Genomic DNA, 25357 nt, shown 5'->3' on the forward strand with positions numbered 1-25357 from the left:
CGACGGCGGCGGTGCGGCTAGAGGCCAGGAGCAGAGCGAGACGGCCGGGCGGATAACCGGGCCTTGCCGGAGCAAGCCGGCAGGCATGCCGAACGAACGAAGCAGGCCGCGCCGTTACTTTACGGTAGCTACTCTGCTATAGTTACTCTACGAAAGCTCCAGCTTTCCGGGACGACGCTCCTGCCTGCAATCGCATCGCGGCGCCTTCTACATTGGGAATGACATGGCTCCTCATGTTTTGATGATCGTCGAGAACCTGCCCGTGCCGTTCGACAGGCGGATGTGGCAGGAGGCGACGACGCTCCTGGAGGCAGGCTACAAGGTCACAGTGATCTGCCCCGTCGGCAAAGGCTATACTTCGCTCGACGAAACCATCAACGGCGTGCGCATCCTGCGCCATTGGCTGCCCGAGGAAGGGCGTGGCGCCCTCGGCTTCATCCGGGAATACGCAATCGCGCTGTTCCATGAATTCCGCCTGGCCCTGAAGGTCTGGCGCAGCGACCGCTTCGACGTGGTGCATGTCGCCAATCCCCCGGACGTGCTGTTCCTGGTCGCGCTGCCCTTCAAGCTCGCCAGGGTCCGGCTGGTGTTCGACCATCACGACCTGACGCCCGAGCTCTACAAGGAGAAATTCGGCAAGACCGGCTTCGGCCATTTCCTGATGCGCGCCACGGAATGGCTGACATTCAAGGCTGCCGATGTCGTGATCTCGACCAACCAGTCATACCGGCAGATCGCGTTCGACCGCGGGGGCAAGGCGCCTGCGGATGTCTTCGTGGTGCGCAGTTCGCCCAAGGCCGATCAGATGCGCACGGGCGTCGTCGACCCCGCGATCCGGGCCCGCGCCAGCGTCATCCTCGGCTATGTCGGGATCATGGGCTCGCAGGACGGCATCGACGTGCTGCTCGACATCCTTGCGCGATTGATCTCCGTCCACCAGGTGACGGATTTCCATGCCGTCCTGATCGGCGACGGGCCGGAGCTCGAGGCATCGAAGCAACGGGCCGCGGAGCTCGGACTTTCCGAGCATGTGACGTTCACCGGATACCTGTCCGGCAAAGACCTGCACAATGCTCTGTGCTCGATCGATATCGGCCTCTGCCCCGATCCCTATAACGACTACACGCGGCGCTGCACCATGAACAAGATCATGGAATATATGGCGTTCTCCAAACCGCTCGTGCAGTTCGACCTCGATGAAGGCCGCGAAAGCGCGAAGGACGCTTCGCTCTATGCCAGGATTCACGATCCCGATGATTTCGCGCGCCAGATCATGGTGCTGATCAACGACCCGGCCATGCGTGAACACATGGGCAAGATCGGCCGCGACCGGGTCGAGAAATATCTGAACTGGTCCGTGGAAGTCCCCCATCTGCTGGCCGCCTATGAGCGCGCCCTGTCCGATCGCAAGATCGGCATGACGATCCCGACCGCGCGAAGCGCCGCAGCCGATCCAGGCCGACGTTAACGCGCGGGCCGGGGAAACGCCTGCCAGCCCTGATCTTCGCCACGGCAGCGCAGCGCTTCCGAGGGGATCATCGTGCGCCCGATCAAGCGACCGAGAGCGATCCAGCTCGTTGCTTCAGCTTCGGTTGTCCGCCCATCATGAGGCCGGACAGTGCCGCGCCTCACATGGCAACAGCCCGGTCGCGCGCGGCCGCGGGCCTAATGTTCTTATCTTGTTCTTGACAAAACGCACCTCCCGAAATAGGAATTATATCCCATTCAGGAGATGTGCCATGCCGGATATCTTTTCCAACCAGAGCCCGGGCCTGTCGTCGCCGCTGATCGGCGGATTTGCGATCACCCCGAACGACGGCGCCGACCTGCCCTTCACGACGCGCCAGATCCGCATCACCGGGACCGCCGGCACGATCGCCGTGACCTGGCCCGGCGGGGCCGAAACGGTCGAGCCCGTTCTGGCGGGCGAGACCCTGGACTGGCGCATCGTCCGGATCAAGACGACAGGCACCACCGCGACCGGCCTGCGGGGGTATTACTGATGCCCACGGTCGGAACAGGCATCGGCCGTCGCCATCGCCTCGGCACGCCCGCCCCGGCGGGACCGATCTCCGATCCGTCGATCACCAGCGCGCACGCCGATAGTTGGTCGGTTGCCTATATCGCCCCGCCGACGATGGACCCGGTCGGCTCGCCGCGATACCTGGCGCTGTCCCGCGCCGGCTACAACTCGGCAGGCGCCGCGGCGAACCATGCCGAGGCCCTGATCCTGACCAGGCGCGTGCGGCAGCCCTATCCGGCCCAGGCCAGCCTCGACACCAGTCGCGTCGCGCTCTCCGACTATGTCTATGCGACCGACACGATCATCGGCGGAGCATCGAATGCGGCCGCCGAGGTCTCGCCCAAGCCCGTTGCCAACTGGGCATTGCCAGACCACCGCGTCGTCGGCGACAGCCTGCGGCTCGAACTGGTCGCGGCCCACCGCAATGCCCGCTCGCGCAGCCAGGTCGCCTGCGTCGAGTTCCGCGCGACGGATGGCGTGACGACAGTGACGCAGATCGTCTCGGCCCCCTCTGTCCTCGGCCGCGCCGGCGATCTCAATGCGATTGTCGGCTATGCCTGCGATCTGGACATCACCCCCCTGTCCGCCGGGCCGGTAACTGCCAATGCCCGCGTGTTTCCATGGATCGGCGGCGCTGCATCGGTCCTCAACTCGGCCGACCAGTCTGCCGTTCGCGAGTTCCGCCCCCAGATCTTTCTCAAGAACGTCACGCGCGCCGCCAACCCGGTCTTCGCCTACGTCAATGCGACGACCGGCAATGACACGACCGGCGCGGTCTCAACCACGGCCGCCACGGCGGAAGCCGCGCCCTGCGCCACCATGGCCGGTGCGGTCAACCGGGCCGTCGCCGTCAATGGCTCGCTCGACGGTGTCGAGATCCGCTTCATGGCCGGAACCCATGTCTTGAGCACGACCGCGATCACCGCGACGCGGGCCCAAACGACGGGTGAGTGCACCTTCACGCGAGATCCCAACGCGACGCGCGCGGGCGTCGTCCTTCAGTTCGGCACGACGGCGATGCGCGTTCGTTTTGGCGCCGCCGGCGGCTGGTTGCGGATCAGGGGCGTGACGCTCGATCGGACCGGCACCTCGACCTTTTCGGGCGAGGCATCATCGCGGCTGCGGGTCATCGTCGAGGATTTCGTCTTCGCCAACAATGCGCAGAACGCCACGGTCTTCGCCAATAGCGATGTCGCCTGGCTTGGCGGCTCCTTCGCAGGGCTGACCGGCAACAGCATCCTCGGCCCCGCCAGCGCCGGCGACCATCTGCTGATGCGCGGTGTCTCGGGCGACCTCAACGGCGGAACCCTGCAGCTCTGGAACATCATGGGCTGCAATTTCGAGCGCCCGGGCTCGGTCACCGCCGGCACGAAATCGGCTTCCGGAGCCATCCTTGCGTTCAGCAAGATCAAGGGGCCGACCGGCACCATCGGCATCGGGCTTGCCCAGACCTCGGACGTCAACGGCTGCGCCATCCTGCAGAATCTTTTCGAGTGGACCAGCGCGGCAGCGGGGCATTTCCTCGCGATCTCGAATGACGGCACGTCCGGCAACAGCTCGCATATCGTGGTTCACCACAACACGTTCGCCGGCTTCTGGACCCATGGTCGGGCCAACCTGATCTATGACGAGGGCCCGACGGCGCGCGCCAACAAGCTGCACTCGTTCGTCGGCAATATTCATGTCGGCATCAACACCAAGGGCGACGTGTTCCGGGGCATCGCCGAAGCCGGGGCCGATGCCTCTTCGCGCCTCGGCAACTGGGCCTATCTCTACGGCGTCGGCTGCCGGGGTTAGTTCTCGCAATTCGTTGATGCAAATAGCGGCGGCCTTGGGACCTATTTCGCGCAGGACTATCCCGGCCTCGATGCCGGTATCGGTACAAGCGCGACCATTCGCAACGATCCGCTCTTCGCCGATTACAAGGCCACGACGAGCGGGCCGACAGCCGGCGCTGGCGGCGGCGATTACAGCCTCCAGGCCGGCTCACCCGCGATCGGCCGCGTCAGGGCGCCCGTGCTGGCCTTCGATCTGGCTGGCACGGCACGCAGTGCCGCGGCTTCGGCGGCTGGTGCCTATGAGAGGCTAGCACCCTGACCTCAAGTCGCCTGCGCGAAGGGCGCCACGGCAACTCGCCCGGACTTGCGGCTCATGCGCAAGCCCGGATCCGGCCAGGGATAGAGGCTGCAAAGGCCAATTGGAGCGGCCCTCGTCGCGCCGGGCCCCTGCCGCAGGTCAGTAGGCGGTTCGCTGCCCCAGCACGACCAGGCCTGTGCGGATAATGATCATGATATCCAGCCATATCGACCAGTTGTCGATGTACCAGATATCCTTTTCGATGCGCGCCTTCATGTTCTCGACATGCGGCGTCTCGCCTCGCAACCCCTTGACCTGCGCCCAGCCGGTGATGCCCGGCTTGGCGTGATGGCGGAAGGCATAATCCTCGATCAATTGCGAATAGTAGTCGTCATGGGCGACCGCGTGGGGCCGCGGCCCCACGATCGACATATGGCCCGCGAGCACATTCCAGAGCTGCGGCAACTCGTCGATGCTCGTGCGGCGCAGCAAGCGACCGACGCGCGTCACGCGCGCGTCACCCCGCTTCGCCTGGACGACGACCCCGCCATCGTCCTGAACCGCCATCGAGCGCAGCTTCAGGATCAGGAAGGGCTTACCGCCGAAGCCGCGCCGCGCCTGCTTGAACAGGACCGGGCCGGGACTGTCGAGCCTCACGGCCAGGGCCGCGATCAGGAAAAGAGGGCTGAGCAGGATCAGGCCCGTCATCGAGACGGCGATGTCGAGGCTGCGTTTCAAGAAACGCTCGGTGATGGACAGCGGCGCGCGCTGGCATTCCGCCAGGATCAGGGAGCCGACCTTCTTCAGCGGGCGCGTCAGGACCTTGTGCGTCACCGGATCCACGACGAACCGGACCGGTACCGGCACGACACGTAGCCGCTCGACCACCGTCTCGAGATGCGACAGGGCATCGTGACCGGCCAGCAGGATGACCTCGTTGAGATGGCCGAGCCTGAAACGCTCATCGACGAGGGCAATGAGCTCATCGAGGCGGCCGTCCGACGGCCCGATCGACATCACTCGCGATCCGACCGGCCGCAAGCCGCTATTGCGGAGCTCGCGCAGGCGCGCAAGATCGGTCGCCCTGGCAGCATCGGGATCCTCTCCGATCCGTACGACCAGCACATTCGTGGTGAAGACGACATTGTTCTCCATCGCCTGGCGAACGAGGGGAGGCCAGAGCACGCGAATGAACGTGATCGCCACCGCTCCGCCCGTGGCATGCAAGAGAATGGTCGCACGCGAGTAATGAGCGCTTATCTTGAACAGGAACGCGCACAGCACCATGAAGGCCAGGGTCAGCGCCCAGATTTTCATCGCCGAAATGACGCTGTCTCGGCGATCGGCCCGCGTCTTCGGCTCGTAATCGCCGGTCAAATAGGACAGCGTGATGAACAGCACCGCGGTCATCAACGCGACGCTCAGGAAATTGACGTCGAGAAGCTTTTTTCCTGACCTAATGAAAGCCTGATAAATCCATGTAGCGCAGCCGCCGACCATCATGATCGCGAACGCATCGGCGACCGCGGCCGCAGGCTGCAGAGCGCCATACCCTAACGAAAATCTGGATATGCCCCGCCCGACTCCTTCAGCCGAATGCTCACCAACACCAACAGGCAGCATCCCGCCGATCCTCGTATACCACACACTAACATGGTTATCGAACCCTTAACTATCAAAACAAGCAAAGCAAGCATTTTCTTACAGGAAGCTTAAGTTCGCTGGTATGGAAAATAGCTACCATGATAGAAGCGCGATCATAAGGCATACCGACTTCGAACAGATGACGTTGCGTTCGTTCAAAAATTAACACCCTCTCGCAAGCGCTACCTTACGTAGCGACGCGAACGACCCCAATCAGGAGCAGCGCATGAAGATCGTGATGGTAGGCTCTGGCTATGTCGGGCTTGTCTCGGGCGCCTGCTTTGCGGATTTCGGGCACGAGGTGGTCTGCGTCGACAAGGTCGAGAGCAAGGTGGCGGCGCTGCAGCGCGGCGAGATCCCGATCTTCGAGCCCGGCCTGTCGGAGCTGGTGCGGACGAATGCGGCGGCAGGCCGCCTGTCCTTCACCACCGATCTGGCCGGGCCGGTGGCGGAGGCCGATGCGGTCTTCATCGCGGTCGGCACGCCCTCGCGCCGCGGCGACGGCTTCGCCGACCTGTCCTATGTCTATGCCGCGACCCGCGAGATCGCCGGGGCGATCCGCGGCTATACCGTAATCGTGACCAAGTCGACGGTTCCGGTCGGCACCGGCGACGAGGTCGAGCGCATCATCCGCGAGCTCAGGCCCGATGCCGAGTTCGCCGTGGTCTCCAATCCCGAGTTCCTGCGCGAGGGCGCGGCGATCGAGGATTTCAAGCGGCCGGACCGCATCGTCGTCGGCACCGATGACGAGCGGGCGCGGACCGTGATGGCCGATATCTACCGGCCGCTCTATCTCAACAACGCGCCGATCCTGAACACCGGCCGGCGCACGGCGGAATTGACCAAATACGCGGCCAACGCCTTCCTGGCGACGAAGATCACCTTCATCAACGAGATCGCCGATCTCTGCGAGCAGGTCGGCGCCAATGTCCAGGACGTCGCGCGCGGCATGGGGCTCGACAACCGCATCGGCGGCAAGTTCCTGCATGCCGGGCCGGGCTATGGCGGCTCCTGCTTCCCGAAGGATACGCTGGCCCTGATCAAGACGGCGCAGGATTACGGCACGCCTTCGCGCATCGTCGAGACGGTCGCGGCGGTGAACGACCAGCGCAAGCGGGCGATGGGGCGCAAGGTGATCGCGGCCTGCGGCGGCTCGGTCCGGGGCAAGACGATCGCCGTGCTCGGCCTGACCTTCAAGCCGAACACCGACGACATGCGCGACGCGCCCTCGATTTCGGTGATCACGGCGCTGATGGATGGCGGCGCCACGATCCGCGCCTATGACCCGGAGGGGATGGAACAGGCGAAGGCGGTGCTGCCGACCGGCGTGACCTATTGCGGCGACGCCTATGAATGCGTCGCGGGCGCCGACGCCGCGGTCATCGTGACCGAGTGGAACATCTTCCGGGCGCTCGATCTCGACCGCGTCAAGGCCGCCATGGCCGCCCCCGTCCTCGTCGACCTCCGCAATGTCTACCGCGCCGAGCAGGTCAGGGCCAAGGGCTTCTCCTATGCCGATGTCGGAAGGGGTGACGCTCTGGCGGCCGAGAAGCGCGCCGGCGTCGACGAGGCCGCATAGCCGGACTTACGGACTGCCGCTGACGGCGCCATTCCTGGCGGGCGTCGGCGCATCTTCATCGCGCGGCCAGGTCCCACGCCACAGGCCGGCCTTCGCCGCCATCGCGGCATCGAGCTCGGCGGCATAGGTCGCGGCGTGCAGTCGCAAGGGGCGCGCCCAGCCGCCGCGAACCAGCGCCCGCGAGAGATCCTCCCCGCCGACCCAGCACTGGAAACTGTCCTTCTCGCCCGGCGCGTCGAGCGCGGTCAGGCAGCGGACGCGATCCGAGCGCAAGATCGTGATCAGCGCCGATCTGGCTTGCAGGCCGCAATTCCAGGGCAAGCCGTCCTGACCATGGCAGACCGCGTCGCGCGCCAGCCCGGCGAGATGACGCAAGCGGACCAGGGTTTGCGCGTTGCGAAAGGCCGTCGCCTCGAGCGGATCGATCTGCCCGACGATCATGATCGGTGTCGCCAGGCGCGGGGCGCGGCGGGGCGGCGCCAGCAACGAGTCAGCCTCTTTCGGCGGCGGCTTGGGCCATTCGACCTTGGTCGGCGTCACCGGCGCAGTTTTCACATCGGCGACCTCGACCTGGCCGTGGTCAGGCGCGAACTGCGTGACGGCAGCCGAAGCGGCGATCGCAGCAACGAGCACCAAAGCCAAACGTGTCGCCAGGCTGCGATCTGTCATAGGGTCCGACCGGGCGATGAATCATTCATGGCCGATTGCGGCGACAATCTACGGCAATCGCCTCCCGAGACAATGGAGGTAACGGCATCGCAAGGCCGAGATCGCGTGACTTGTACGGCTTCGCTAGGCTAGGTATGCGCCCGAGCGACTCGTCGAGGGACATTCGAGGCATGACCAGCCTGAAATTCGGAACCTCCGGCCTGCGCGGTCTCGTGACGGAACTGGCCGGCCTGCCGACCTACGCCCATGTCCGGGCTTTCTGCGCCATGCTGCAAGAGGATAAGGCGGCCGGACCGCGCGGCGAAGTTCTGATCGGTCGCGACCTGCGCGCCTCCAGTCCGCTCATCGCGAGGCAAGCCGCACAAGCAATCGCGGATGCCGGGCTCGCGCCGGTGGATTGCGGGGCCGTGCCGACGCCGGCATTGGCACTCGCTGCCATGACCGCCGGCAGCCCCGCCGTGATGGTGACGGGCAGCCATATCCCCGACGATCGCAACGGCCTGAAATTCTACCGCGCCGGGGGGGAGATCGACAAAGCCGACGAGGCGCGCATCCTTGCCGCGCATGACGCGCTCGCCCTCGCGCTCGTACCGCCCATCTCGGTCGCGCCGGCGCAGCGCGACATCGTCTCCGGCTATCGCGACCGCTATGCCGACTTCTTCGGCCGTGCGCTGGAGGGCCTGACCATCGGCGTCTACCAGCATTCCTCCGTCGGGCGCGACATCATCTGCGATGTGCTGGCCTCGCTCGGCGCGGAACCAGTCCCGCTGGGCCGCAGCGAAGCCTTCATCCCGGTCGATACCGAAGCGCTGCGTCCCGAGGATGAGGAACTGGCGCGACGCTGGGCCGGCGAGCGCAGGCTCGATGCGATCGTCTCGACCGACGGGGATGCGGATCGTCCGCTGGTCGCAGACGAAACCGGCCGCTTCCTGCGCGGCGATCTCGTCGGCGCCCTCACCGCGCGCTTCCTCGGAGCGGACGCGATCGTGACGCCGGTGACATCGAACTCGGCACTCGACCGCCCCGGATCCTTCGAAAAGGTCCTGCGCACGCGCGTCGGCTCACCCTATGTGATCGCCGGCATGGAGCAGGCCAGGGCCGAAGGCGCCAAGGTCGTCATCGGGTTCGAAGCCAATGGCGGCGTCCTGCTGGGTTCGGATGTCGCGCGCGACGGCCGGCGCCTTGCCGCCCTGCCGACGCGCGACGCGCTGCTGCCGATCGTCGCGACGCTCGCGCTGGCCCGCGCCGCGCGAAAGCCATTGAGCGCCATCGCGGCGGAAGCCCGCTTCGCCATCGCGCTGTCGAACCGCCTGCAAGACGTTCCGCAGGACCGGACCGCGGCCCTGATCGCCCGGCTCGACACCGAGGATTCCGGCTTTCGTGACACGGCCTTCGCGGCTCATGGCGCGGTCGCGGCACGCGACCGCCGGGATGGGCTGCGGCTGACGCTCGGGAACGGCGCGACGGTGCATTTCCGGGCCTCCGGCAACGCGCCGGAGCTGCGTGTCTATGTCGAGGCACCGACGCCGAAAGCGGCCGAAACGCTGCTCGCCGAAAATCTCGCCTTCGCGGCAGCGCAGACTCGCTAGGATCGACAGGCCGGCCAGAACAGCCGGCAAAGAATATCATACGGAATACGGCGCGACAGGCCCGCAACCGCTCTACGGGAAGCCCAATTGGACCAAGCCCCTTCGTTTGAACGCGTGCTCTTGACCGGTGCAGCCGGCTTTGTCGGCTTTCATGTCACGCAGGCTCTGCTCGACAAAGGCGTGCAGGTCCTGGGCCTCGACAACCTCACGCCCTATTACGACCCCGCCCTCAAGCAGGCCCGCCTCGACCAGCTCCTCGCCCGCAACGGCTTCTCCTTCGAGCCAACCGACATCGCCGATTACGATGCCGTGCTCGCCGCCTTCGCCGCCTTCCGGCCGCAGGCGGTGATCCATCTCGCGGCGCAGGCCGGCGTGCGCTACTCGCTCGAGAACCCACACGCCTATGCCTCTTCGAATCTGGACGGCTTCCTCTCGATCCTCGAGGCCTGCCGGCACAACCCGGTCGACCATCTGGTCTATGCCTCGTCGAGCTCGGTCTACGGCGCCAATGCCAAGGTGCCGTTCAGCGAACATGACGGGGCCGACCATCCGATCTCGCTCTATGCGGCGACCAAGCGCGCCAACGAGCTGATGGCGCATTCCTATGCCCATCTCTACGGCATCCCGACGACGGGCCTGCGCTTCTTCACGGTCTACGGCCCCTGGGGCCGGCCGGATATGGCCTATTTCAAGTTCACCAAGGCGATCCTCGAAGGCCGGCCCATCGACGTCTATGACGAGGCGACGATGAGCCGCGACTTCACCTATGTCGACGATATCCGCGAAGCGATCGTGCGGCTGGCGGGCCTGCCGCCACAGGCGAACCCGAATGCCGGCATCGTCGAGGCGGATCCGGCCACCGCAGCCGCCCCCTGGCGAATCTACAATATCGGCAACCACACGCCGGTGCGCCTCGACCATTTCATCGCGACCATCGAGGCCGCTTGCGGCCGCAAGGCGATCAAGCGGCACCTGCCCGCGCAGCCCGGCGACGTCCAGGCGACCTATGCCGATGTGGCTGACCTGACTGCCAGCGTCGATTTCCGGCCGGATACGCCGATCGAGACAGGAATCGCTCGCTTCGTCGCCTGGTATCGCGAATTCTATCGTATCTGAGCCGATCAGCGTCGCCTTCGAGACAGCAGGACCCGTGACATGACCGAAGCTTTCATCTGCGCCTATGTCCGCACGCCGATTGGCCGCTTCGGCGGCTCGCTGTCGTCCGTGCGGGCGGACGATCTCGGCGCCGTTCCGCTGAAGGCGCTGGTCGAGCGCAACCCAGGCGTCGATTTCGGCGCGGTCGACGATGTGATCTTCGGCTGCGCAAACCAGGCGGGCGAGGACAACCGCAATGTCGCGCGCATGTCGCTCCTGCTCGCCGGCCTGCCCAAGGAGGTGCCGGGCACGACGATCAACCGGCTCTGCGGCTCGGGCATGGATGCCGTCATCGCCGCGGCGCGCGCCATCAAGGCGGGCGAGGCCGAATTGATGATCGCCGGCGGCGTCGAGAGCATGTCGCGCGCGCCCTTCGTCCTGCCCAAGGCCGACAGCGCCTTCTCGCGCCATGCCGAGATCCACGACACCACGATCGGCTGGCGTTTCGTCAACCCGCTGATGAAGGCGCAGTACGGCGTCGATTCGATGCCGGAGACCGGCGAGAACGTCGCGGCCGACTGCCAGATCAGCCGTGCCGACCAGGACGCCTTCGCGCTGCGCTCGCAATTGAAGGCGGTCGCCGCCCAGCAGAACGGCCGTCTCGCCAAGGAGATCGTCCCGGTCCTGATCCCGCAGCGCAAGGGCGACCCGATCCGGGTCGAGATCGACGAGCATCCGCGTGGCGACACCACGCTGGAGAAGCTCGCCAAGCTCGGCACGCCCTTCCGTCGGGAAGGCGGCACCGTCACCGCCGGCAATGCTTCGGGCGTCAATGACGGCGCGGCGGCACTGATCATCGCCTCCGAGAAGGCGGCCGCGAAATACGGGCTGACGCCGATCGCCCGCATTCTCGGCGGGGCCACCGGCGGCATCGCGCCGCGGGTGATGGGTCTCGGGCCGATCCCGGCGACGCGCAAGCTCTGCGAGCGGCTGGGCCTAAAGCCCACCGATTTCGACGTGGTCGAGCTGAACGAGGCCTTCGCCTCGCAGGGCATCGCCGTGCTTCGCGAGCTCGGCATCGCGGAAGACGGCGCGCATGTGAACCCGAATGGCGGGGCGATCGCGCTCGGCCATCCGCTCGGCATGTCCGGCGCCCGCATCACCGGCACCGCCGCGCTGGAGCTGTCGCTCACGGCTCAGAAGCGTGCGCTGGCCACCATGTGCATCGGCGTCGGCCAGGGTATCGCGATTGCGCTCGAACGCGCATGAGCACCTGAAGGCCACGCATTGGCTCTCTTCTTGCCTCGATCCCGTGGTTCTGCTGTCGCGCCGAAGTGCTTCGCAGGAAGCGTCGTAAGGTAAACAAGGAAAACGAGTTGACGCGGGCAGTGATATCGAGCGATCCGGGCAGGCGTTCTGTGTTTCGCAGGGGATTGCTTGCCTTGCCCGTTTCAAGCCCCGATCTCTGCTCTGTATCGTTTCAGGATTGCTACGGATGTCCCTGAGATTTCTCGTGACCGGCGGCGCCGGCTTCATCGGCTCGGCGGTGGTGCGCAAGCTGATCGGCGAGACGGAGCATGAGGTCTGCGTCGTCGACAAGCTGACCTATGCCGGCAATCTCGCCTCGCTGGAGCCGGTCTCCCGCAGCAACCGCTACCGCTTCGAGCAGGCCGATATCGGGGACGCCCTGCGGATGAAGGCGATCTTCGCCGATTTCCAGCCCGATATCGTCATGCATCTCGCCGCCGAGAGCCATGTCGACCGCTCGATCGACGGCCCGGCCGCCTTCATCGAGACCAATGTCGTCGGCTCGTTCACGCTGCTGCAGGAGGCACTGCGCCATTTCCGCGCGCTGCCGGAGGACCGCAAGGCGCTCTTCCGCTTCCACCATATCTCGACCGACGAGGTCTTCGGCTCGCTGGGCAGCGACGGCTTCTTCCGCGAGGACACGGCCTATCAGCCGAACTCGCCCTACTCCGCCTCCAAGGCGGCCTCCGATCATCTCGTCCGCGCCTGGCACCACACCTATGGCCTGCCGGTGGTGATGACCAATTGCTCGAACAATTACGGGCCCTACCACTTCCCCGAGAAGCTGATCCCGCTGATGATCATCAACGCGCTCGAGGGCAAGCCGCTGCCGGTCTATGGCAACGGGCTCAACGTGCGCGACTGGCTCTATGTCGACGACCATGCCGACGCGCTGCTGACCGTCGCGACCGCCGGCAAGCTGGGCGAGAGCTACAATATCGGCGGCCATAACGAGAAGACCAATATCGAGGTGGTCAAGACCATCTGCGCCCTCCTCGACGAGCTGCGGCCCGATCCCAAGGGCTCGCGCGAGCGCCTGATCGCTTACGTCACCGACCGGCCGGGCCATGATGCGCGCTATGCGATCGATGCCGGCAAGATCGGCCGCGAGCTCGGCTGGACGCCGAAGGAAACCTTCGAGACGGGCTTGCGCCGCACCGTCGAATGGTATCTCGCCAATCCCGGATGGTGGGGCGATATCCGTTCCGGCGTCTATCGTGGCGAACGCCTCGGCGCGGCCTGAGCGGAGACCGGAGCATGCTGAGCGTCGAGGAAACGGCGATCCCGGCCGTCAAGATCGTCACGCCGAAGAAGTTCGGCGACCATCGCGGCTTCTTCTCGGAAACCTGGAACCGCAAGGCCTTTGCCGACGCCGGGCTCGATCTCGATTTCGTGCAGGACAACCAGTCGCTGTCGGCCCCCGTCGGCACGCTGCGCGGCCTGCATTTCCAGTCGGCGCCCTTCGCTCAGGACAAGCTGGTGCGGGTCACGCGCGGGCGCATCCTCGATGTCGCCGTCGATATCCGCGCCTCGTCCCCGACTTTCGGCAAGCATGTCGCGGTCGAGCTTTCCGCCGAGAACTGGAAACAGCTGCTGGTCCCCATCGGCTTCGCCCATGGCTTCGTCACGCTGGAGCCGGATACCGAGGTGCTCTACAAGGTCACCGCTCCTTACGCGCCCCAGAACGACCACGGGCTCGCTTTTGACGATCCGGCGCTCGGCATCGACTGGCGCCTGCCGCTCTCCGAACTCACCCTCTCCGACAAGGACCGCAAGCACCCGCGTTTCGCCGAGATGCTGCGTTATTTCGACTGATGACACTCCGCATCGCCGTCACCGGTTGGACCGGCCAAGTCGTCTGCGCCATGCTGGAGCGCGTGCCTGTTGGCGTCGAGGTCATCGCGCTGCGCCGCCCGGATATCGACCTCGCTATCCCGAAGACGGTCGCGCCGGCCCTCCGCTCAGCCAGGCCCGACGTCATCGTCAACACCGCCGCCTATACGGCCGTGGATCAGGCCGAAAGCGAGCCGGAACTCGCCATGCGCGTCAATGGCGAGGCCGCCGGCGAAGCGGCACGCGCCGCGGCGGCACTGGGCATTCCCATGATCCAGCTTTCGACCGACTATGTCTTCGACGGCGCGCTCGACCGGCCCTATCGCGAAGACGACCCGACCGGCCCGATATCGGCCTATGGCGCGAGCAAGCTCGCCGGCGAGCAGACGGTCGCGGCGGCCACCGGGAACCATGCGATCCTGCGCACGGCCTGGATCTACAGCCCCTTCGGCAAGAACTTCGTCAAGACGATGCTGCGCCTCGCCGAGACGCGCGACGAGGTCGGCGTCGTCGCCGATCAGGCGGGATGCCCGACCAGCGCGCTCGACATCGCCGATGCGATCTTCACCGTCGCGCGCAACCTGACCCAGCGGACAGACGAGGCCGGCTTACGCGGCGTGTTCCATATGAGCGCGGCGGGCGAGGCCGTCTGGGCCGATGTCGCCGAAGCGATCTTCGCCGAGCGCGAGCGGCAGGGCGGCAAGCCGGTCCGGATCAAGCGCATCGCGACGACGGATTATCCGACGCCAGCGCGCCGGCCCGCCAATTCCCGGCTCGATTGCGGCAAGCTTGCGCTTGCCCATGACGTGCGGTTGCCCGAATGGCAAAGCTCGCTCCGGCCTTGCGTCGCGCGGCTTCTCAAAGATCAGGCCAAGGATCAGAGGTAACGATGAAGGGCATCATCCTGGCCGGCGGTTCCGGCACGCGCCTGCACCCGATGACGCTGGCGATGTCGAAGCAGCTCCTGCCTGTCTACGACAAGCCGATGATCTACTACCCGCTCTCGACGCTGATGCTCGCCGGCATCCGCGAGGTGCTGATCATCTCGACACCCCACGACCTGCCGAACTTCAGGCGCCTGCTCGGCGACGGCTCGGACTGGGGCATGAGCCTGACCTATGCCGAGCAGCCGCATCCGGGCGGGCTGGCGCAGGCCTATCAGATCGGCGCCGGGTTCGTTGCCGGCGAATCCTCCGCGCTGATCCTCGGCGACAACCTCTATTACGGCCACAGCCTGCCGGGGATGATGGCCCGGGCGACGGCCCGCAGCAGTGGCGCGACCGTCTTCGCCTATCATGTCCGCGACCCCGAGCGTTATGGCGTCGTCGAATTCGACAAGGCCGGCAAGGCGATCTCGATCGAGGAGAAACCGAAGGTCCCGAAGTCGAACTGGGCCGTCACGGGCTTGTATTTCTACGATGCCGAGGTCGTGGAGATCGCCCGGAGCCTCAAGCCCTCGCCGCGCGGCGAACTCGAGATCACCGACGTCAATCGCATCTATCTCGAACGCGGCGCGCTCTCGGTTGAATCGATGGGCCGCGGCTTCGCCTGGCTCGATACCGGCACGCCCGACAGCCTCCTGGAAGCGGGCGAGTTCGTCCGCACGCTCGAAAGCCGCCAGGGCCTGCGCATCGCCTGCCCGGAGGAGATCGCGGCGCGACAGGGCTGGATCTCCGCAGCGCAGCTCACCTTACTCGGCGAAAAACTCGCCAAGGGCGATTACGGCCAGTATCTCCTGCGCATGGCCAAGGACATCGCCGGCTGACGCCCCGTTCACGGGGATACCCGCCCCGCTCCGTTATCGCTTGACAGCAGGCACTGCCGCTCGTCATCTGCATCCGTTCCCAGGGGGGCCTCGCTAGGAGGCTGAGATTCCGCCGGCCGGGCTTTCGAGCCCGAGCAACGCGGTGACCCTCCGAACCTGATCCGGATCATACCGGCGTAGGGATGCGGGACATGCGGCCACCCAAGGCCCTGATTCCAGCTTGCGCAGATGATCCTGTTGCGAACGACGCTTCCGGCTTGTCCGTCGGCGCCGGAACGGAGTGGGCTTTCAAGTGACGCAAGCCGAGATCATCGCGGCGCTCCTGGCGTTCATCGCGCTTCCCGATGCATCGGAAGCCGAGTTCGAGGCGATGGCGCTGAAGGTCTTCGCCTATCAGTTCCGCAACAACGAGCCCTATAAGCGCTTCTGCCTGCAGCGCGGCCGCACGCCGCTCTCCGTCCGGCGCTGGCGCGATATTCCGGCCGTGCCGATCACCGCCTTCAAGGACCTGACGCTGAGCTGCAGCCCGCCGGAGAAGGCCAGCCATGTCTTCATGACGAGCGGCACAACTCAGGGCATCCGCGGGCGCAGCTATCACCCGACGCTCGACGTCTGGCGGCGCTCGATGCTGGTGAATTTCCGCGCGCGCTTCATGCAGGGCCGCGAGCGCATCCGCATGGGCATCCTCTTCCCCGACGAGGCGGAGCTGCCGAACTCCTCGCTCGCCACCTATCTCTCGCTCGCCAAGCGCGAATGCGGCACGCCGGACTCGCAAACCTTCATCAACGCGGCGGGTCTCGATCTGGGCGGTCTTCTGTCGGCGCTGGAGCAGGCGGAGAAGAGCGGCGAACCCTATGCCTTGCTCGGCGCGAGCTACTCCTTCGTTCCCGTGCTGGACGCACTCGCCGCGAGCGGCCGGCGCTTCGCCCTGCCGGAAGGCAGCCGCATCCTCGACACCGGCGGCTTCAAGGGCCAGTCGCGCGAACTCGGACCCGACGAATTCTATGACGGACTCAGTGCCGCCTTCGGAGTGCCGCGCTCGTCCTGCATCAACATGTACGGGATGACCGAGCTGAGCTCGCAGCTCTATGACGACGGCAACGCCGTCTGCCCGTCGGTCAAATCCGGGCCGCACTGGATCCGCAGCCGCGTCGTCGATCCGTTGACGGGCACCGACCTGCCCGAGGGCCAGCGCGGCGTGATCATCCATCACGACCTCGCCCATTTCAACTGCGTCGCGGCGATCCTGACCGAGGATGCCGGCGAGATCGTGCCGGGCGGTTTCAAGCTGCTCGGCCGCGTCGACGGCGAGGCCTCGAAGGGCTGCTCGGTCGCGGTCGCCGAATTCCTCGCAGCGGCACGAGGCTGAAGCCAGTGATCGAGCATGCGGGCCATCTGCCGGGCCTGAACGCCAGGACTTTGCGCTGGCGCGAAGTCAGCCACAGCGCCTGGGGCGAAAGCGCTACCATCGCGCTGCCGGAGCTGGACGAGGCGCAAGCCGCTGCGCTCTGCGCGCATGTGCGCGAAAAGGCCCGCGCCCGGCTGAAGCGGATGGAGACCGCGCGCATCATCACCGCGATCGACGCAGCCATCGCGCGCCTGCTCGACCGTGAGCACCCGCTGCGGCGCAAGGCGGAACACCTGCTGCCGATCGTCACCGGCTATGATCGCGAGACGGTCCGGCTCGGCCTCACCGGCTATCTCAAGACCTTCCGCAAGCCGCAGTTGCTGCGCTTCCTGGCCGAGGATTTCGCCAATCCCGGCATGCTCGACGGTTTTCAGCCGACGCCCAAGGGCGGTTATCTGCGCGCCTATGGCCCAGACTTGCTGCTCCATGTCTGGGCCGGCAATGTTCCCGCGCTCTCGCTCTGGAGCCTGATCTGCGGCCTGCTGGTCAAGGCCGGCAGCATCGGCAAGCTCGCTTCGGCCGAGCCGCTGACGGCGGGCTGGTTCGCAAGCCTGCTCGCCGAGATCGATCCCGAGATCGGCGAATGCCTTGCCATCACCTGGTGGAAGGGCGGCGAAGCGGCGGCCGAGCCGGTCTTCCTGCGCGCGGCTGACACCGTCATGGCCTATGGCGGCAACGAGACGCTCACGACCCTGCGCGCGAAGCTGCCGATCACCACCCGCTTCCTGCCGCATGGCCACAAGATCGGCTTCGGCGTCATCGCACGCGAGGCGCTCGACAGCCGCAAGGCCCCGGCGCTCGCCCGGCTCGCGGCCCATGACGTCACCCGCTACGAACAGCAGGGCTGTTACTCGCCGCAGATGCTCTTCGTCGAGCGCGGCGGCAAGGTCGGTCCTTCGGAGTTCGCGCGCTACGTAGCGCAGGAGCTTGCCGCCCTCGCCTCCCGCTATCCGCGCCGCGCGCTTTCGCAAGGCGAAGCGGCTTCGATCGCATCGTGGCGCGGCGCGCAGGAGACGCGCGCGATGGACGGCGCCGCGGAGCTTCTCGGCGAACCCTCCGATCCCTGGAGCGTCGTCCATGTCGCGGCACCGGAAGCCCTGAGCCCAACCGGGCTGAACCGAACGCTCAAGCTGGTCGCAGTCGAGAGCCTCGACGATGTCCCTGCCCTCGTCGCGCCCTATCGCAGTTTCCTGCAGACTGTAGGTATCGCCGCCGCGCCGGAGCGACTTTTCCGGCTTTCGGGGCAGCTCGGCGAGGTCGGCGTCAGCCGCATCGCCCCGCTCGGCCGGATGACCGCGCCGGAGGCCGGCTGGCATCATGACGGGCGCTTCAGCCTGCTCGATCTCGTCACCTTCACCGAGATCGAACAATCGGCCGAAGCCGCGGCGGAAGGGTTCGCTCCCTATGTCGACTGATCCTGCCAGGACCGGCTTCGTCACCATCGAGCGCGCCAGCTATCGCTACGGCGCGGGCGGCCCGGCCGTGGTCGATACAGTCGATTGGACCATCCCGCGCGGCGAAATCCATTGCCTGCTCGGTCGCAGCGGCTGCGGCAAGACCACGCTGCTCAAGCTCGCCGCCGGTTTGCTGATGCCGCGCGAGGGCGCGATCCGCATCGGCGGCGAGGCGCTGACCGGTCCGAGCCCGCGCGCCGGCTTCGTCTTCCAGGCGCCGACCCTGCTCGACTGGCTGAGCGCGCTCGACAACGTCCTGCTGCCGGTCTCGCTGAAGCGCCGCCCGACCGCAGCCGACAAGGATGCCGCGCTCGACCTGCTGGAGCGTGTCGGCCTTGCCGATTTCGCGATGCGACGGCCGGCCGAACTCTCCGGGGGGCAGCAGAGCCGCGTCGCGGTTGCCCGCGCGCTGATCGGCAACCCCGATCTGCTGCTGCTCGACGAACCCTTCGCGGCGCTCGACGCCCTGACGCGCGAGGAATTGCAGGACGATCTGCTGCGACTCTGCGCGCTCAACGGCACGACCGCGCTCTTCGTCACCCATGATATCGGCGAGGCCGCCTATCTCGCCGATACGGTCGCGGTGATGGCGGCCGGCCGGGTGACGCAGGTGCGCCGGATCGAGCTGGCCCGTCCGCGCCATCGCGACATGCGCTATGCACCCGGCTTCATCGCCGCCTGCCGCGCCTTGCGCGACGCCATGGACGGTGCGGCCACGGCCAGCCAGAGGCCGGCGGCATGATCGCCCGCCTGCCCTCACTCCTGCTGTTCGTCGCCCTGCTCACCGGCTGGGAAGCCTGGTGCCGGCTCGGCGGCCTGTCGCCGCTCGTCCTGCCGCCGCCTTCCTCCGTGCTCACGACGCTGTGGAGCGAGATCGCGACCGGCAGGCTCTGGCCGCATCTGGCGATGACAGCCGCGGAGATGGCGCTGGGCCTCGGCATCGGCGCCGTCGTCGGGCTGGGTGTCGGCATCCTGCTCGCGGAGTTCCCGGCGCTGAGCCGGCTGCTGCGACCCTACGTGCTGGCGAGCCAGCTCGTGCCCAAGCTCGCGCTCGGCCCGCTCTTCATCATCTGGTTCGGCTTCGGCATGACGCCGACCGTCGTCATCACCGCGCTGATCTGCTTCTTCCCGCTGATGGAGAATACCCTGACCGGCATCGGCGAGGTCGATGCCTCCCGGCGCGAGCTCTTCCGCATGCTCGGCGCCGGCCGCCTCCAGACCCTGTTTCGGCTCAAGCTACCATCGGCGCTCCCCGTCATCATGGCCGGCTTGCGCGTCGCGGTCGTGCTCGCGCTGGTCGGCGCCGTGGTCGGCGAGTTCATCGGCGGGCGCATCGGGCTCGGCGCCTCGATCATCGCCGCGCAGAGCGTGATGGATTCGAGCCTGATCTTCGCGCTCTTCATCGTCATCACCGCCCTTGGAATGCTGCTCTACGAGGCCGTGCGCCTGATCGAGCGCCGCGTCCTGCATCGCTTCTCGAAAGGCTAGACCATGTCCGTTTTCATCACGCTCGCTCGCCTCCTGAGAACAGGGCTCGTCATCCCGGCCGCAGCGAAGCGGAGCGCCGGGATCCATCATAGGGCGCCGCGCTCTGCGATGAATCCCGGATCGGCGCTGCTTCGCAGCTTGTCCGGGATGACGGCGAGCGTGGCGGTCGCGACGGCGATCTTGCTGTCCGCCTGGACGTCGGCTCAGGCGCAGCCCCTCGACAAGGTCACCGTCGCCGGCTGGAGCCAGCCGATCAGCGAGATCACCAATCTGCTGGCCGAGCCGGACAAGGGCTTCTTCAAGGCCAAGGGCATCGCGCTCGACTATGTCCCCGGCAATGGCGGCGGCGCGGCCCTGCAGAATATGCTCGCCGGGCAGGCGGACATCGCCTTCACAGATCCGGCCGCGCTCTATCTCGCGCTCGACAAGGGCGAGAAGCTCGTCGCGATCTACAACATCTATCCGCAGAACGTCTTCAACGTCGTCGCGCTGAAGAGCAGCGGCATCCGCTCCGCCGCCGATCTCAAGGGCAAGCGCATCGGCGTCTACAGCCTCGCCAGCGGCACCTACCAGAACCTGCTCGTGCTGCTGCATCAGGTCGGTCTCGGCGAGAAGGATGTCACCATCCAGCCGACCGGCCTGCTCAATTTCGCGCCGCTGATGCAGGGCCAGGTCGATGCCACCGCCGCGACCGATACCGGCCTGCTCGTCGCCCGCGCCAAGGGACTGGGCGAGGCCAACGTCATCGAGGTCCGCGACCAGCTCAACCTGCCGAGCGACATCTTCGTCGTGAAGGAAAGCTATTACGAGCAGAACAAGCCGCTGCTGAAGCGCTTCCTCGCCGCTTATCGCGATTCCGCTGCCTGGATGATCGCGAAGCCGGAGGAAGCCGCGCGCATCGCCGTCACCCGCGCCATCAACGGACGCGACGAGGCTGTGAATCTCGAGATCATCAGGCTGCGCAATGCGTCGAGCGTCTCGGCCACGACGGAACGCGAGGGCCTCGGCCGCTTCGATCTCGACGCCCTGCAGAAGGGCGCCGACACGTTCCGCAGCCTCGGCCTGATCAAGAGCCGGATCGACATGAAGGCCGTCGTGAAGAGCGACCTGATCCCGGCGAAGGACGGCGCGCCGTGAAATTCCGCGACCGGGCCATCCTCGTCACCGGTGCGAGTCGCGGCATCGGCGCCGCGATCGCAAAGGCTTTCGCCACTGAGGGCGGAATCGTCATCGTCAATTACCGCACGAACAAGGCGGCGGCCGAGGCCGTCGCTGCGGAATGCCGCGCGCTCGGCGGCGAGGCGCTGACTATTGCGGCCGATGTCACCTCGCCCGAGGCCGTCTCCGCCATGGCGACGCGCATCACGGAGGAGGTTGGCCGGCTCGACGTCGTCGTCAACAATGCCTTCGCGCCCTATCGCTTCGACCCGGGCAACCGCGCCCGCTTCTGGGAGACGCCGTGGGAGTCTTACGAGCAGCAGTTCGAAGGTGCGGTGAAGGCGGCCTATACGGTCAGCCGGGCGATGCTGCCGCTGCTCCAGCGCCGCAGCGGCGGGAGCATCGTCAATCTCGCCAGCGATCTGGTGACGCGGCCGAGCATTCCCTATCACGACTACACCACGGCCAAGGCGGCGCTGATGGGCTTCAGCCGCAATCTCGCAGCCGAGCTCGGCCCGCTCGGCATCCGCGTGAACTGCGTCGCGCCGGGGCTGGTCTACCCGACGCAGGCGAGCGCGACGACGCCGGAGGAGGTCCGCGAGATGCTGATCGCGCAGACGCCCTTGCGCCGGATCGCAACGCCGGAGGATGTCGCCGGCCCGGTGCTCTTCCTCGCCAGCGACTGGAGTCGCTTCGTCACGGGCCAAATGCTCCATGTCGATGGCGGGCTGGTCATGGCCTGAGAGCAGGCCTCACTCCGCCTTCTTGCCGGCGGCGTCGAACTGCTTGAGATAAGCAAGCAGGTCGGCGATGCGCTTCTCGTCCTTGAGGCCGGCATAGATCATCTTGGTGCCCGGAACCTTGGCGCGCGGGTTCTGGATGTATTCGGCGAAGGTCGCCTCGTTCCAGGTGAGGCCGGAATCCTTCATCGCCGCGCTGTAGCTGTAGCCGTCGCGTGCTCCGGCCTTATGGCCGATGACGCCGTTGAGGGCGGGGCCGACCAGATTCTTGGCGCTCTCGCCGACCTGATGGCAGGCGCGGCACTGGGCATAGACCTTCTCGCCGGCGGCAGCGTCCTGCGCATGGGCAGGCTGGATGGCGGCCGCGAGCAAGGCGGCGCCGGCGAGGATTGAGAGTTTCATCTTGGAGAATCCTATGGCTTCGGAGCGAAGGGGTTGACCCAGCCGCCGCCCTGGGCCGGCGCCTTCGGCGGGAAGGCCTGCGCGAGATAGTCGAGCAGGGTCTTGCGCATCTCCGGATCGGGCTCCGGCATGCTGTGCTTCTCGGTCATCCAGTTGAGCGTCTCGTCCCAGCGGGCGCGATCCATGCCCTGCCGGCCGACGACCTTCATCGAATGGCAGGCGATGCAATAGCCGAAAGTCTCCTCGCGGCCGGGAAAATCGGGCAGCGTTTCAGGGGTTTCCTCCTGCGCGAAACCGGCGGAGGGGGCGAGGAGGATGGCCGCGAGAGCGGCCATCCGGAGTGTAAAGGCAAACCGCATCATCAGCCGACCAGGACCGCGATGCGATGGAGCGGATTGGAGCCGTAGCCCTGCGGGTTCCAGTTCGTCGCGACATGCGGCTGGGCAACGCCGCGGGAATCGGTCGCGCGGGCCCAGAGCTCGAAATAGCCCTCGCTCGGCAAGGTCACCTTCCCGGTCCAGCGCACCCAGTCATAGCGGTTCTTCGGCTTGGCGAGCGTCATGACATGCCAGCGCTGGCCGGCATCGAAGGACACCTCCACCTTCGCGACCTCGTGATCGCCGGCCCAGGCCGCGCCGCGCAGGGCGACCTCGCGCGTCGCCGCCGGCAGGCGCGTGCCGTTGGCGGGGGCGCTGATGATCGAGCGCACCGGCATCGAGGTCAGATCGGCGAAATTGGTCTTGCCGTCTGCGTTCGAGCCGGGAACGATCGGCACCGTCGGGACGCGGTAGGAGGTGCCGCCCATGCCCTGCCCGTCATGCGGCGTCGCGCGGACCAGGATCCGGTTCAGCCATTTCGACGAGAGCGAGGCCGGCCAGCCCGGCACGACGAGACGCAGTGGGCCGCCATGGATATGCGGCAGCGGCTCGCCATTCATCGCCCAGACGATCAGGCAATGCGGCTCCAGCGCCTTCTCGATCGGCATCCCGCGCGAGACCGCGTCCTTGGTGGTGTCGCCCGAGAGATGCGGATCGGCGCCGTAATGGCCGGTGAACTTGGCGGAGGCCTTCAGGCCGGCCGCCTTCAACACGTCGGCGAGACGCACGCCGGTCCACTCGGCGCAGCCGGCGCCGCCATTGGTCCATTGGTTGCCGCGGGCGGCCGGCGTGTAGAAGGAGCGGCCGTTGCCGCCGCATTCCAGGACCATGCGGAAGGTCTGCGGGGTGAAGCGGGATTTCAGCTCCGCGACCGTGAGCGTCAGCGGCTTGTCGACCTCGCCCTCGATCTTGAGCTGCCAGCCATCGATATCCTTGATCGGCTCCGGGATCTGGCCGTTGTTGCGGATGAAGAACTTGGCGATCGGCGTGGTGTCGTCGTCGAGCAGGTTCTCGGGCGTCTCGGCGACGAGGGGACGGTCGCCGAGCAGGGTCAGGCCCTTGTCCTTGCCGGGATAGTCGAAAGGCTGCGGCCCCTTGGGCGGCGCCGCGGCCGGCGCAGCGCCTTGCGCGGCAGCTGGTGAAATCATGGGCAAGCGCGGCAGGCCGCCGGCAGCGAGGCCCAGCGCAGCAAGGCTGCCACCAAGCAGAAGACGTCGCGATGTACGGGGGGTATCGGTGGCGCCGGCAGCAGGCACGGCATCGGTATCAGCTGCGCCCTCGCGCAGGTCTGCTTCGTTGAGCATGGCGTTTCTCCCGAGGACATATTCCTCGTTGGAGACGACGCATCAGGGCTTCGATTTATTCCAACCCAAGAGAATCTTTTTTCAGCCGACGCAGGCCGGCCCGACGCTGCGGGCCTCGGCGAGCGCCGCGACCTGCTCGCGCGGGACGCCGGGCTCGTCCCGCGTGATCCTTGCCACCAGCGCGGCGATGCCGTCGAGACGGGCCGGATCGATCCCGCGGCCGAGCAGGGCATAGCTCGCCCGTTCGCCGCGCCAGGCGCGGACCAGCAGGCCGTCGCGGTCCTGCACCGCCGGCTGCGGCGGCAGCGCCGCCTCGACCGGGGCAATCCAGAGCCCGACGCGGCAGCCATTGGGCCCGACATAGCCGGCGAGCATGCCACCGCCCCGGCGCCCAGAGGGGTCGAGCGAGAGGTGGACGAGGCGCAGCGCGGCGAGCGACAGGTCCGGCAAGGCTCCTGCTTCGGCACCGGCGAGCTCGACGCCGAGGCGCGGCGCCGTGCCGGGAGGGGACTGGGTGAGCCAGAGCTGATGCGCGGCAATCGCAACGGAGAGCGATGAATCATTCACTGTCCGCAGGCCGATGCCGAGCGAGGCCGCGCCGGCGAGCAGAGCGAGGCAGGCAGCCGCAGCCCAGGGCGCCCAGCGCGGGCGGGCTCGCGGCAGAGCCAGGGGCGGTGGCGCGGGCATGGGCGATGCGGCTTTCACGGTCGCACGCAGCCGCGTCAGCGTCGCGACCTGCGCTGCAGCCTCGCGGTCATGAGCGAGCGCCGCCGCGACCCTGGCGGCTTGATCGGGCTCCAGCTCGCCGTCGACATAGGCGTTGAGCGTAGTCCAGGAAAGGCGTTCGCGTCCGGTCACTTAATTGCTGGCTCGTTTGCGCTGCTGCACAGCGAAGGGGCGGACACTCCCACCCTCGATCGCATTCAGAAGCAAAAGCCGCGCCCGGCTGAGGCGGCTCATCACGGTTCCCACGGGCACGCCCAGAATATCCGCCGCCTCGCCATAGCGGAAGCCGGCGAGATCGACCAGTTCGACGATCTCGCGATAAGGCTGCTCGAGACGCTCCAGCGCCTGCCGGACGGTGATGACCGCGATCATCCGATCATCATGGCGCCATTGCTCGTCTTCCAGCGCCTCCTCGGCTGCGACAGCGCTGACCTCGCCGCGGCGATGTTCGTCGATCCAGATATTGCGGAGGATCGCGAAGAGCCAGGCCCGAACGCGCTCGTCTTCATCCGGCGGCGCGGCGGCGAGCGCCTTGGTCGCGCAGGATTGCAGCAGATCGGCCGCGCGGTCGCGGCTGCCGCTCAGGCGCAGCGCATAGGAGAACAGGCGCTCCCAGTTCTGGCGCAGCGCACGCTCGACGATGATACGCAAGGACCAGGCCCTCCGCAGCGGATGCGCCCTGTCTATCGCACCCGCCGGGCGGCTCCAAGCCTGGCCAA

24 protein-coding genes and 1 riboswitch are annotated in these 25357 nt (G+C 66.8%); of the genes, 17 read left to right on the forward strand and 7 right to left on the reverse strand.

Annotation, left to right across the window (positions count from 1 at the left end; genetic code table 11):
• Positions 1–223 precede the first annotated feature (223 nt).
• From AC6RIC_RS23130 to AC6RIC_RS23140, 3 genes are all read left to right on the forward strand, one after another.
• On the forward strand, positions 224–1468 hold the full coding sequence (locus AC6RIC_RS23130; RefSeq protein WP_499734083.1) for a glycosyltransferase family 4 protein: 1245 nt from the start codon (positions 224–226) through the stop codon (positions 1466–1468).
• A 271-nt stretch (positions 1469–1739) separates the two neighbouring features.
• Positions 1740–2003, forward strand: coding sequence for a spike base protein, RCAP_Rcc01079 family (locus AC6RIC_RS23135; protein WP_499734084.1), 264 nt, complete (start codon positions 1740–1742; stop codon positions 2001–2003).
• Positions 2003–3820, forward strand: a complete 1818-nt coding sequence (locus AC6RIC_RS23140) for a hypothetical protein (protein WP_499734085.1) — start codon at positions 2003–2005, stop codon at positions 3818–3820. Before AC6RIC_RS23135 ends, AC6RIC_RS23140 begins: the two co-directional genes overlap by 1 nt.
• Before the next feature lie 438 nt (positions 3821–4258).
• Here the strand turns inward: AC6RIC_RS23140 and AC6RIC_RS23145 are convergent, their stop codons facing one another.
• Positions 4259–5722, reverse strand: a complete 1464-nt coding sequence (locus AC6RIC_RS23145) for an undecaprenyl-phosphate glucose phosphotransferase (protein ID WP_499734086.1) — start codon at positions 5720–5722, stop codon at positions 4259–4261.
• A 247-nt stretch (positions 5723–5969) separates the two neighbouring features.
• Here AC6RIC_RS23145 and AC6RIC_RS23150 point away from each other — a divergent pair, with 247 nt between their 5' ends.
• A complete protein-coding gene (locus AC6RIC_RS23150) occupies positions 5970–7322 on the forward strand; it encodes a UDP-glucose dehydrogenase family protein (RefSeq protein ID WP_499734087.1) in 1353 nt (450 codons plus the stop codon).
• Between the two features lie 6 nt (positions 7323–7328).
• Here the strand turns inward: AC6RIC_RS23150 and AC6RIC_RS23155 are convergent, their stop codons facing one another.
• The gene (locus AC6RIC_RS23155) at positions 7329–7991 is read right to left on the reverse strand and encodes a thermonuclease family protein (RefSeq protein ID WP_499734088.1); all 663 of its coding nucleotides are present in this window, start codon (positions 7989–7991) and stop codon (positions 7329–7331) included.
• A gap of 170 nt (positions 7992–8161) precedes the next feature.
• On the opposite strand from AC6RIC_RS23155, the gene AC6RIC_RS23160 reads away from it, so the two are divergent.
• The 13 genes from AC6RIC_RS23160 (at position 8162) to AC6RIC_RS23220 (ending at position 21832) form a co-directional block, all read left to right on the forward strand.
• Positions 8162–9580, forward strand: a complete 1419-nt coding sequence (locus AC6RIC_RS23160) for a phosphomannomutase (protein ID WP_499734089.1) — start codon at positions 8162–8164, stop codon at positions 9578–9580.
• An 87-nt stretch (positions 9581–9667) separates the two neighbouring features.
• Positions 9668–10696 carry an NAD-dependent epimerase gene (locus AC6RIC_RS23165; RefSeq protein WP_499734090.1) on the forward strand — a complete coding sequence of 343 codons (1029 nt, stop codon included), beginning with the start codon at positions 9668–9670 and terminating at the stop codon, positions 10694–10696.
• A gap of 39 nt (positions 10697–10735) precedes the next feature.
• On the forward strand, positions 10736–11944 hold the full coding sequence (gene pcaF, locus AC6RIC_RS23170) for a 3-oxoadipyl-CoA thiolase (RefSeq protein WP_499734091.1): 1209 nt from the start codon (positions 10736–10738) through the stop codon (positions 11942–11944).
• 226 nt (positions 11945–12170) lie between these two features.
• Positions 12171–13226 (forward strand): dTDP-glucose 4,6-dehydratase, encoded by a 1056-nt coding sequence (gene rfbB / locus AC6RIC_RS23175; RefSeq protein WP_499734092.1) that lies wholly within the window; start codon positions 12171–12173, stop codon positions 13224–13226.
• Positions 13227–13240: 14 nt separating this feature from the next.
• Positions 13241–13798, forward strand: a complete 558-nt coding sequence (rfbC, locus tag AC6RIC_RS23180) for a dTDP-4-dehydrorhamnose 3,5-epimerase (protein ID WP_499734093.1) — start codon at positions 13241–13243, stop codon at positions 13796–13798.
• Positions 13798–14703, forward strand: a complete 906-nt coding sequence (gene rfbD / locus AC6RIC_RS23185; protein ID WP_499734094.1) for a dTDP-4-dehydrorhamnose reductase — start codon at positions 13798–13800, stop codon at positions 14701–14703. Before rfbC ends, rfbD begins: the two co-directional genes overlap by 1 nt.
• A gap of 2 nt (positions 14704–14705) precedes the next feature.
• Positions 14706–15581 carry a glucose-1-phosphate thymidylyltransferase RfbA gene (rfbA, locus tag AC6RIC_RS23190; protein WP_499734095.1) on the forward strand — a complete coding sequence of 292 codons (876 nt, stop codon included), beginning with the start codon at positions 14706–14708 and terminating at the stop codon, positions 15579–15581.
• Between the two features lie 71 nt (positions 15582–15652).
• Positions 15653–15781: riboswitch (TPP riboswitch) on the forward strand.
• A 92-nt stretch (positions 15782–15873) separates the two neighbouring features.
• On the forward strand, positions 15874–16950 hold the full coding sequence (locus AC6RIC_RS23195; protein WP_499734096.1) for a LuxE/PaaK family acyltransferase: 1077 nt from the start codon (positions 15874–15876) through the stop codon (positions 16948–16950).
• A 5-nt stretch (positions 16951–16955) separates the two neighbouring features.
• Positions 16956–18404, forward strand: a complete 1449-nt coding sequence (locus AC6RIC_RS23200; protein ID WP_499734097.1) for an acyl-CoA reductase — start codon at positions 16956–16958, stop codon at positions 18402–18404.
• The gene (locus tag AC6RIC_RS23205) at positions 18394–19185 is read left to right on the forward strand and encodes an ABC transporter ATP-binding protein (RefSeq protein WP_499734098.1); all 792 of its coding nucleotides are present in this window, start codon (positions 18394–18396) and stop codon (positions 19183–19185) included. Before AC6RIC_RS23200 ends, AC6RIC_RS23205 begins: the two co-directional genes overlap by 11 nt.
• Positions 19182–19931, forward strand: coding sequence for an ABC transporter permease (locus tag AC6RIC_RS23210; RefSeq protein ID WP_499734099.1), 750 nt, complete (start codon positions 19182–19184; stop codon positions 19929–19931). The genes AC6RIC_RS23205 and AC6RIC_RS23210 overlap by 4 nt, the downstream gene beginning before the upstream one ends.
• Before the next feature lie 147 nt (positions 19932–20078).
• Entirely contained in the window at positions 20079–21068 is a 990-nt protein-coding gene (locus AC6RIC_RS23215) for an ABC transporter substrate-binding protein (protein ID WP_499734100.1), read from the forward strand.
• Positions 21065–21832, forward strand: coding sequence for a glucose 1-dehydrogenase (locus tag AC6RIC_RS23220; RefSeq protein WP_499734101.1), 768 nt, complete (start codon positions 21065–21067; stop codon positions 21830–21832). Before AC6RIC_RS23215 ends, AC6RIC_RS23220 begins: the two co-directional genes overlap by 4 nt.
• Positions 21833–21841: 9 nt before the next feature.
• Here AC6RIC_RS23220 and AC6RIC_RS23225 read toward each other — a convergent pair whose 3' ends face one another.
• The 5 genes from AC6RIC_RS23225 to AC6RIC_RS23245 all read right to left on the reverse strand — a co-directional run bounded on the left by AC6RIC_RS23225 (position 21842) and on the right by AC6RIC_RS23245 (position 25289).
• Positions 21842–22231 (reverse strand): c-type cytochrome, encoded by a 390-nt coding sequence (locus AC6RIC_RS23225; protein WP_488850909.1) that lies wholly within the window; start codon positions 22229–22231, stop codon positions 21842–21844.
• Positions 22232–22242: 11 nt separating this feature from the next.
• A complete protein-coding gene (locus tag AC6RIC_RS23230) occupies positions 22243–22566 on the reverse strand; it encodes a hypothetical protein (RefSeq protein ID WP_454658372.1) in 324 nt (107 codons plus the stop codon).
• 26 nt (positions 22567–22592) lie between these two features.
• A complete protein-coding gene (locus tag AC6RIC_RS23235) occupies positions 22593–23912 on the reverse strand; it encodes a sulfite oxidase (protein WP_499734102.1) in 1320 nt (439 codons plus the stop codon).
• An 81-nt stretch (positions 23913–23993) separates the two neighbouring features.
• Entirely contained in the window at positions 23994–24770 is a 777-nt protein-coding gene (locus AC6RIC_RS23240) for an anti-sigma factor family protein (RefSeq protein WP_499734103.1), read from the reverse strand.
• Positions 24771–25289: an RNA polymerase sigma factor gene (locus AC6RIC_RS23245; RefSeq protein WP_488850902.1), complete on the reverse strand. Its 519-nt coding sequence runs from the start codon at positions 25287–25289 to the stop codon at positions 24771–24773.
• Between the last annotated feature and the right edge of the window lie 68 nt (positions 25290–25357).

The sequence above is a fragment of the Allobosea sp. TBD101 genome, from assembly GCF_059817965.1.

Bases quoted from the DNA above. Each gene is read 5' to 3' on its own strand.
- AC6RIC_RS23130 (WP_499734083.1), top strand. From the start codon at position 224: ATGGCTCCTCATGTTTTGATGATCGTCGAGAACCTGCCCGTGCCGTTC.
- AC6RIC_RS23135 (WP_499734084.1), top strand. From the start codon at position 1,740: ATGCCGGATATCTTTTCCAACCAGAGCCCGGGCCTGTCGTCGCCGCTG.
- AC6RIC_RS23140 (WP_499734085.1), top strand. From the start codon at position 2,003: ATGCCCACGGTCGGAACAGGCATCGGCCGTCGCCATCGCCTCGGCACG.
- AC6RIC_RS23145 (WP_499734086.1), bottom strand. From the start codon at position 5,722: ATGCTGCCTGTTGGTGTTGGTGAGCATTCGGCTGAAGGAGTCGGGCGG.
- AC6RIC_RS23150 (WP_499734087.1), top strand. From the start codon at position 5,970: ATGAAGATCGTGATGGTAGGCTCTGGCTATGTCGGGCTTGTCTCGGGC.
- AC6RIC_RS23155 (WP_499734088.1), bottom strand. From the start codon at position 7,991: ATGACAGATCGCAGCCTGGCGACACGTTTGGCTTTGGTGCTCGTTGCT.
- AC6RIC_RS23160 (WP_499734089.1), top strand. From the start codon at position 8,162: ATGACCAGCCTGAAATTCGGAACCTCCGGCCTGCGCGGTCTCGTGACG.
- pcaF (WP_499734091.1), top strand. From the start codon at position 10,736: ATGACCGAAGCTTTCATCTGCGCCTATGTCCGCACGCCGATTGGCCGC.
- rfbB (WP_499734092.1), top strand. From the start codon at position 12,171: ATGTCCCTGAGATTTCTCGTGACCGGCGGCGCCGGCTTCATCGGCTCG.
- rfbC (WP_499734093.1), top strand. From the start codon at position 13,241: ATGCTGAGCGTCGAGGAAACGGCGATCCCGGCCGTCAAGATCGTCACG.
- rfbD (WP_499734094.1), top strand. From the start codon at position 13,798: ATGACACTCCGCATCGCCGTCACCGGTTGGACCGGCCAAGTCGTCTGC.
- rfbA (WP_499734095.1), top strand. From the start codon at position 14,706: ATGAAGGGCATCATCCTGGCCGGCGGTTCCGGCACGCGCCTGCACCCG.
- AC6RIC_RS23205 (WP_499734098.1), top strand. From the start codon at position 18,394: ATGTCGACTGATCCTGCCAGGACCGGCTTCGTCACCATCGAGCGCGCC.
- AC6RIC_RS23210 (WP_499734099.1), top strand. From the start codon at position 19,182: ATGATCGCCCGCCTGCCCTCACTCCTGCTGTTCGTCGCCCTGCTCACC.
- AC6RIC_RS23215 (WP_499734100.1), top strand. From the start codon at position 20,079: ATGACGGCGAGCGTGGCGGTCGCGACGGCGATCTTGCTGTCCGCCTGG.
- AC6RIC_RS23225 (WP_488850909.1), bottom strand. From the start codon at position 22,231: ATGAAACTCTCAATCCTCGCCGGCGCCGCCTTGCTCGCGGCCGCCATC.
- AC6RIC_RS23230 (WP_454658372.1), bottom strand. From the start codon at position 22,566: ATGGCCGCTCTCGCGGCCATCCTCCTCGCCCCCTCCGCCGGTTTCGCG.
- AC6RIC_RS23235 (WP_499734102.1), bottom strand. From the start codon at position 23,912: ATGCTCAACGAAGCAGACCTGCGCGAGGGCGCAGCTGATACCGATGCC.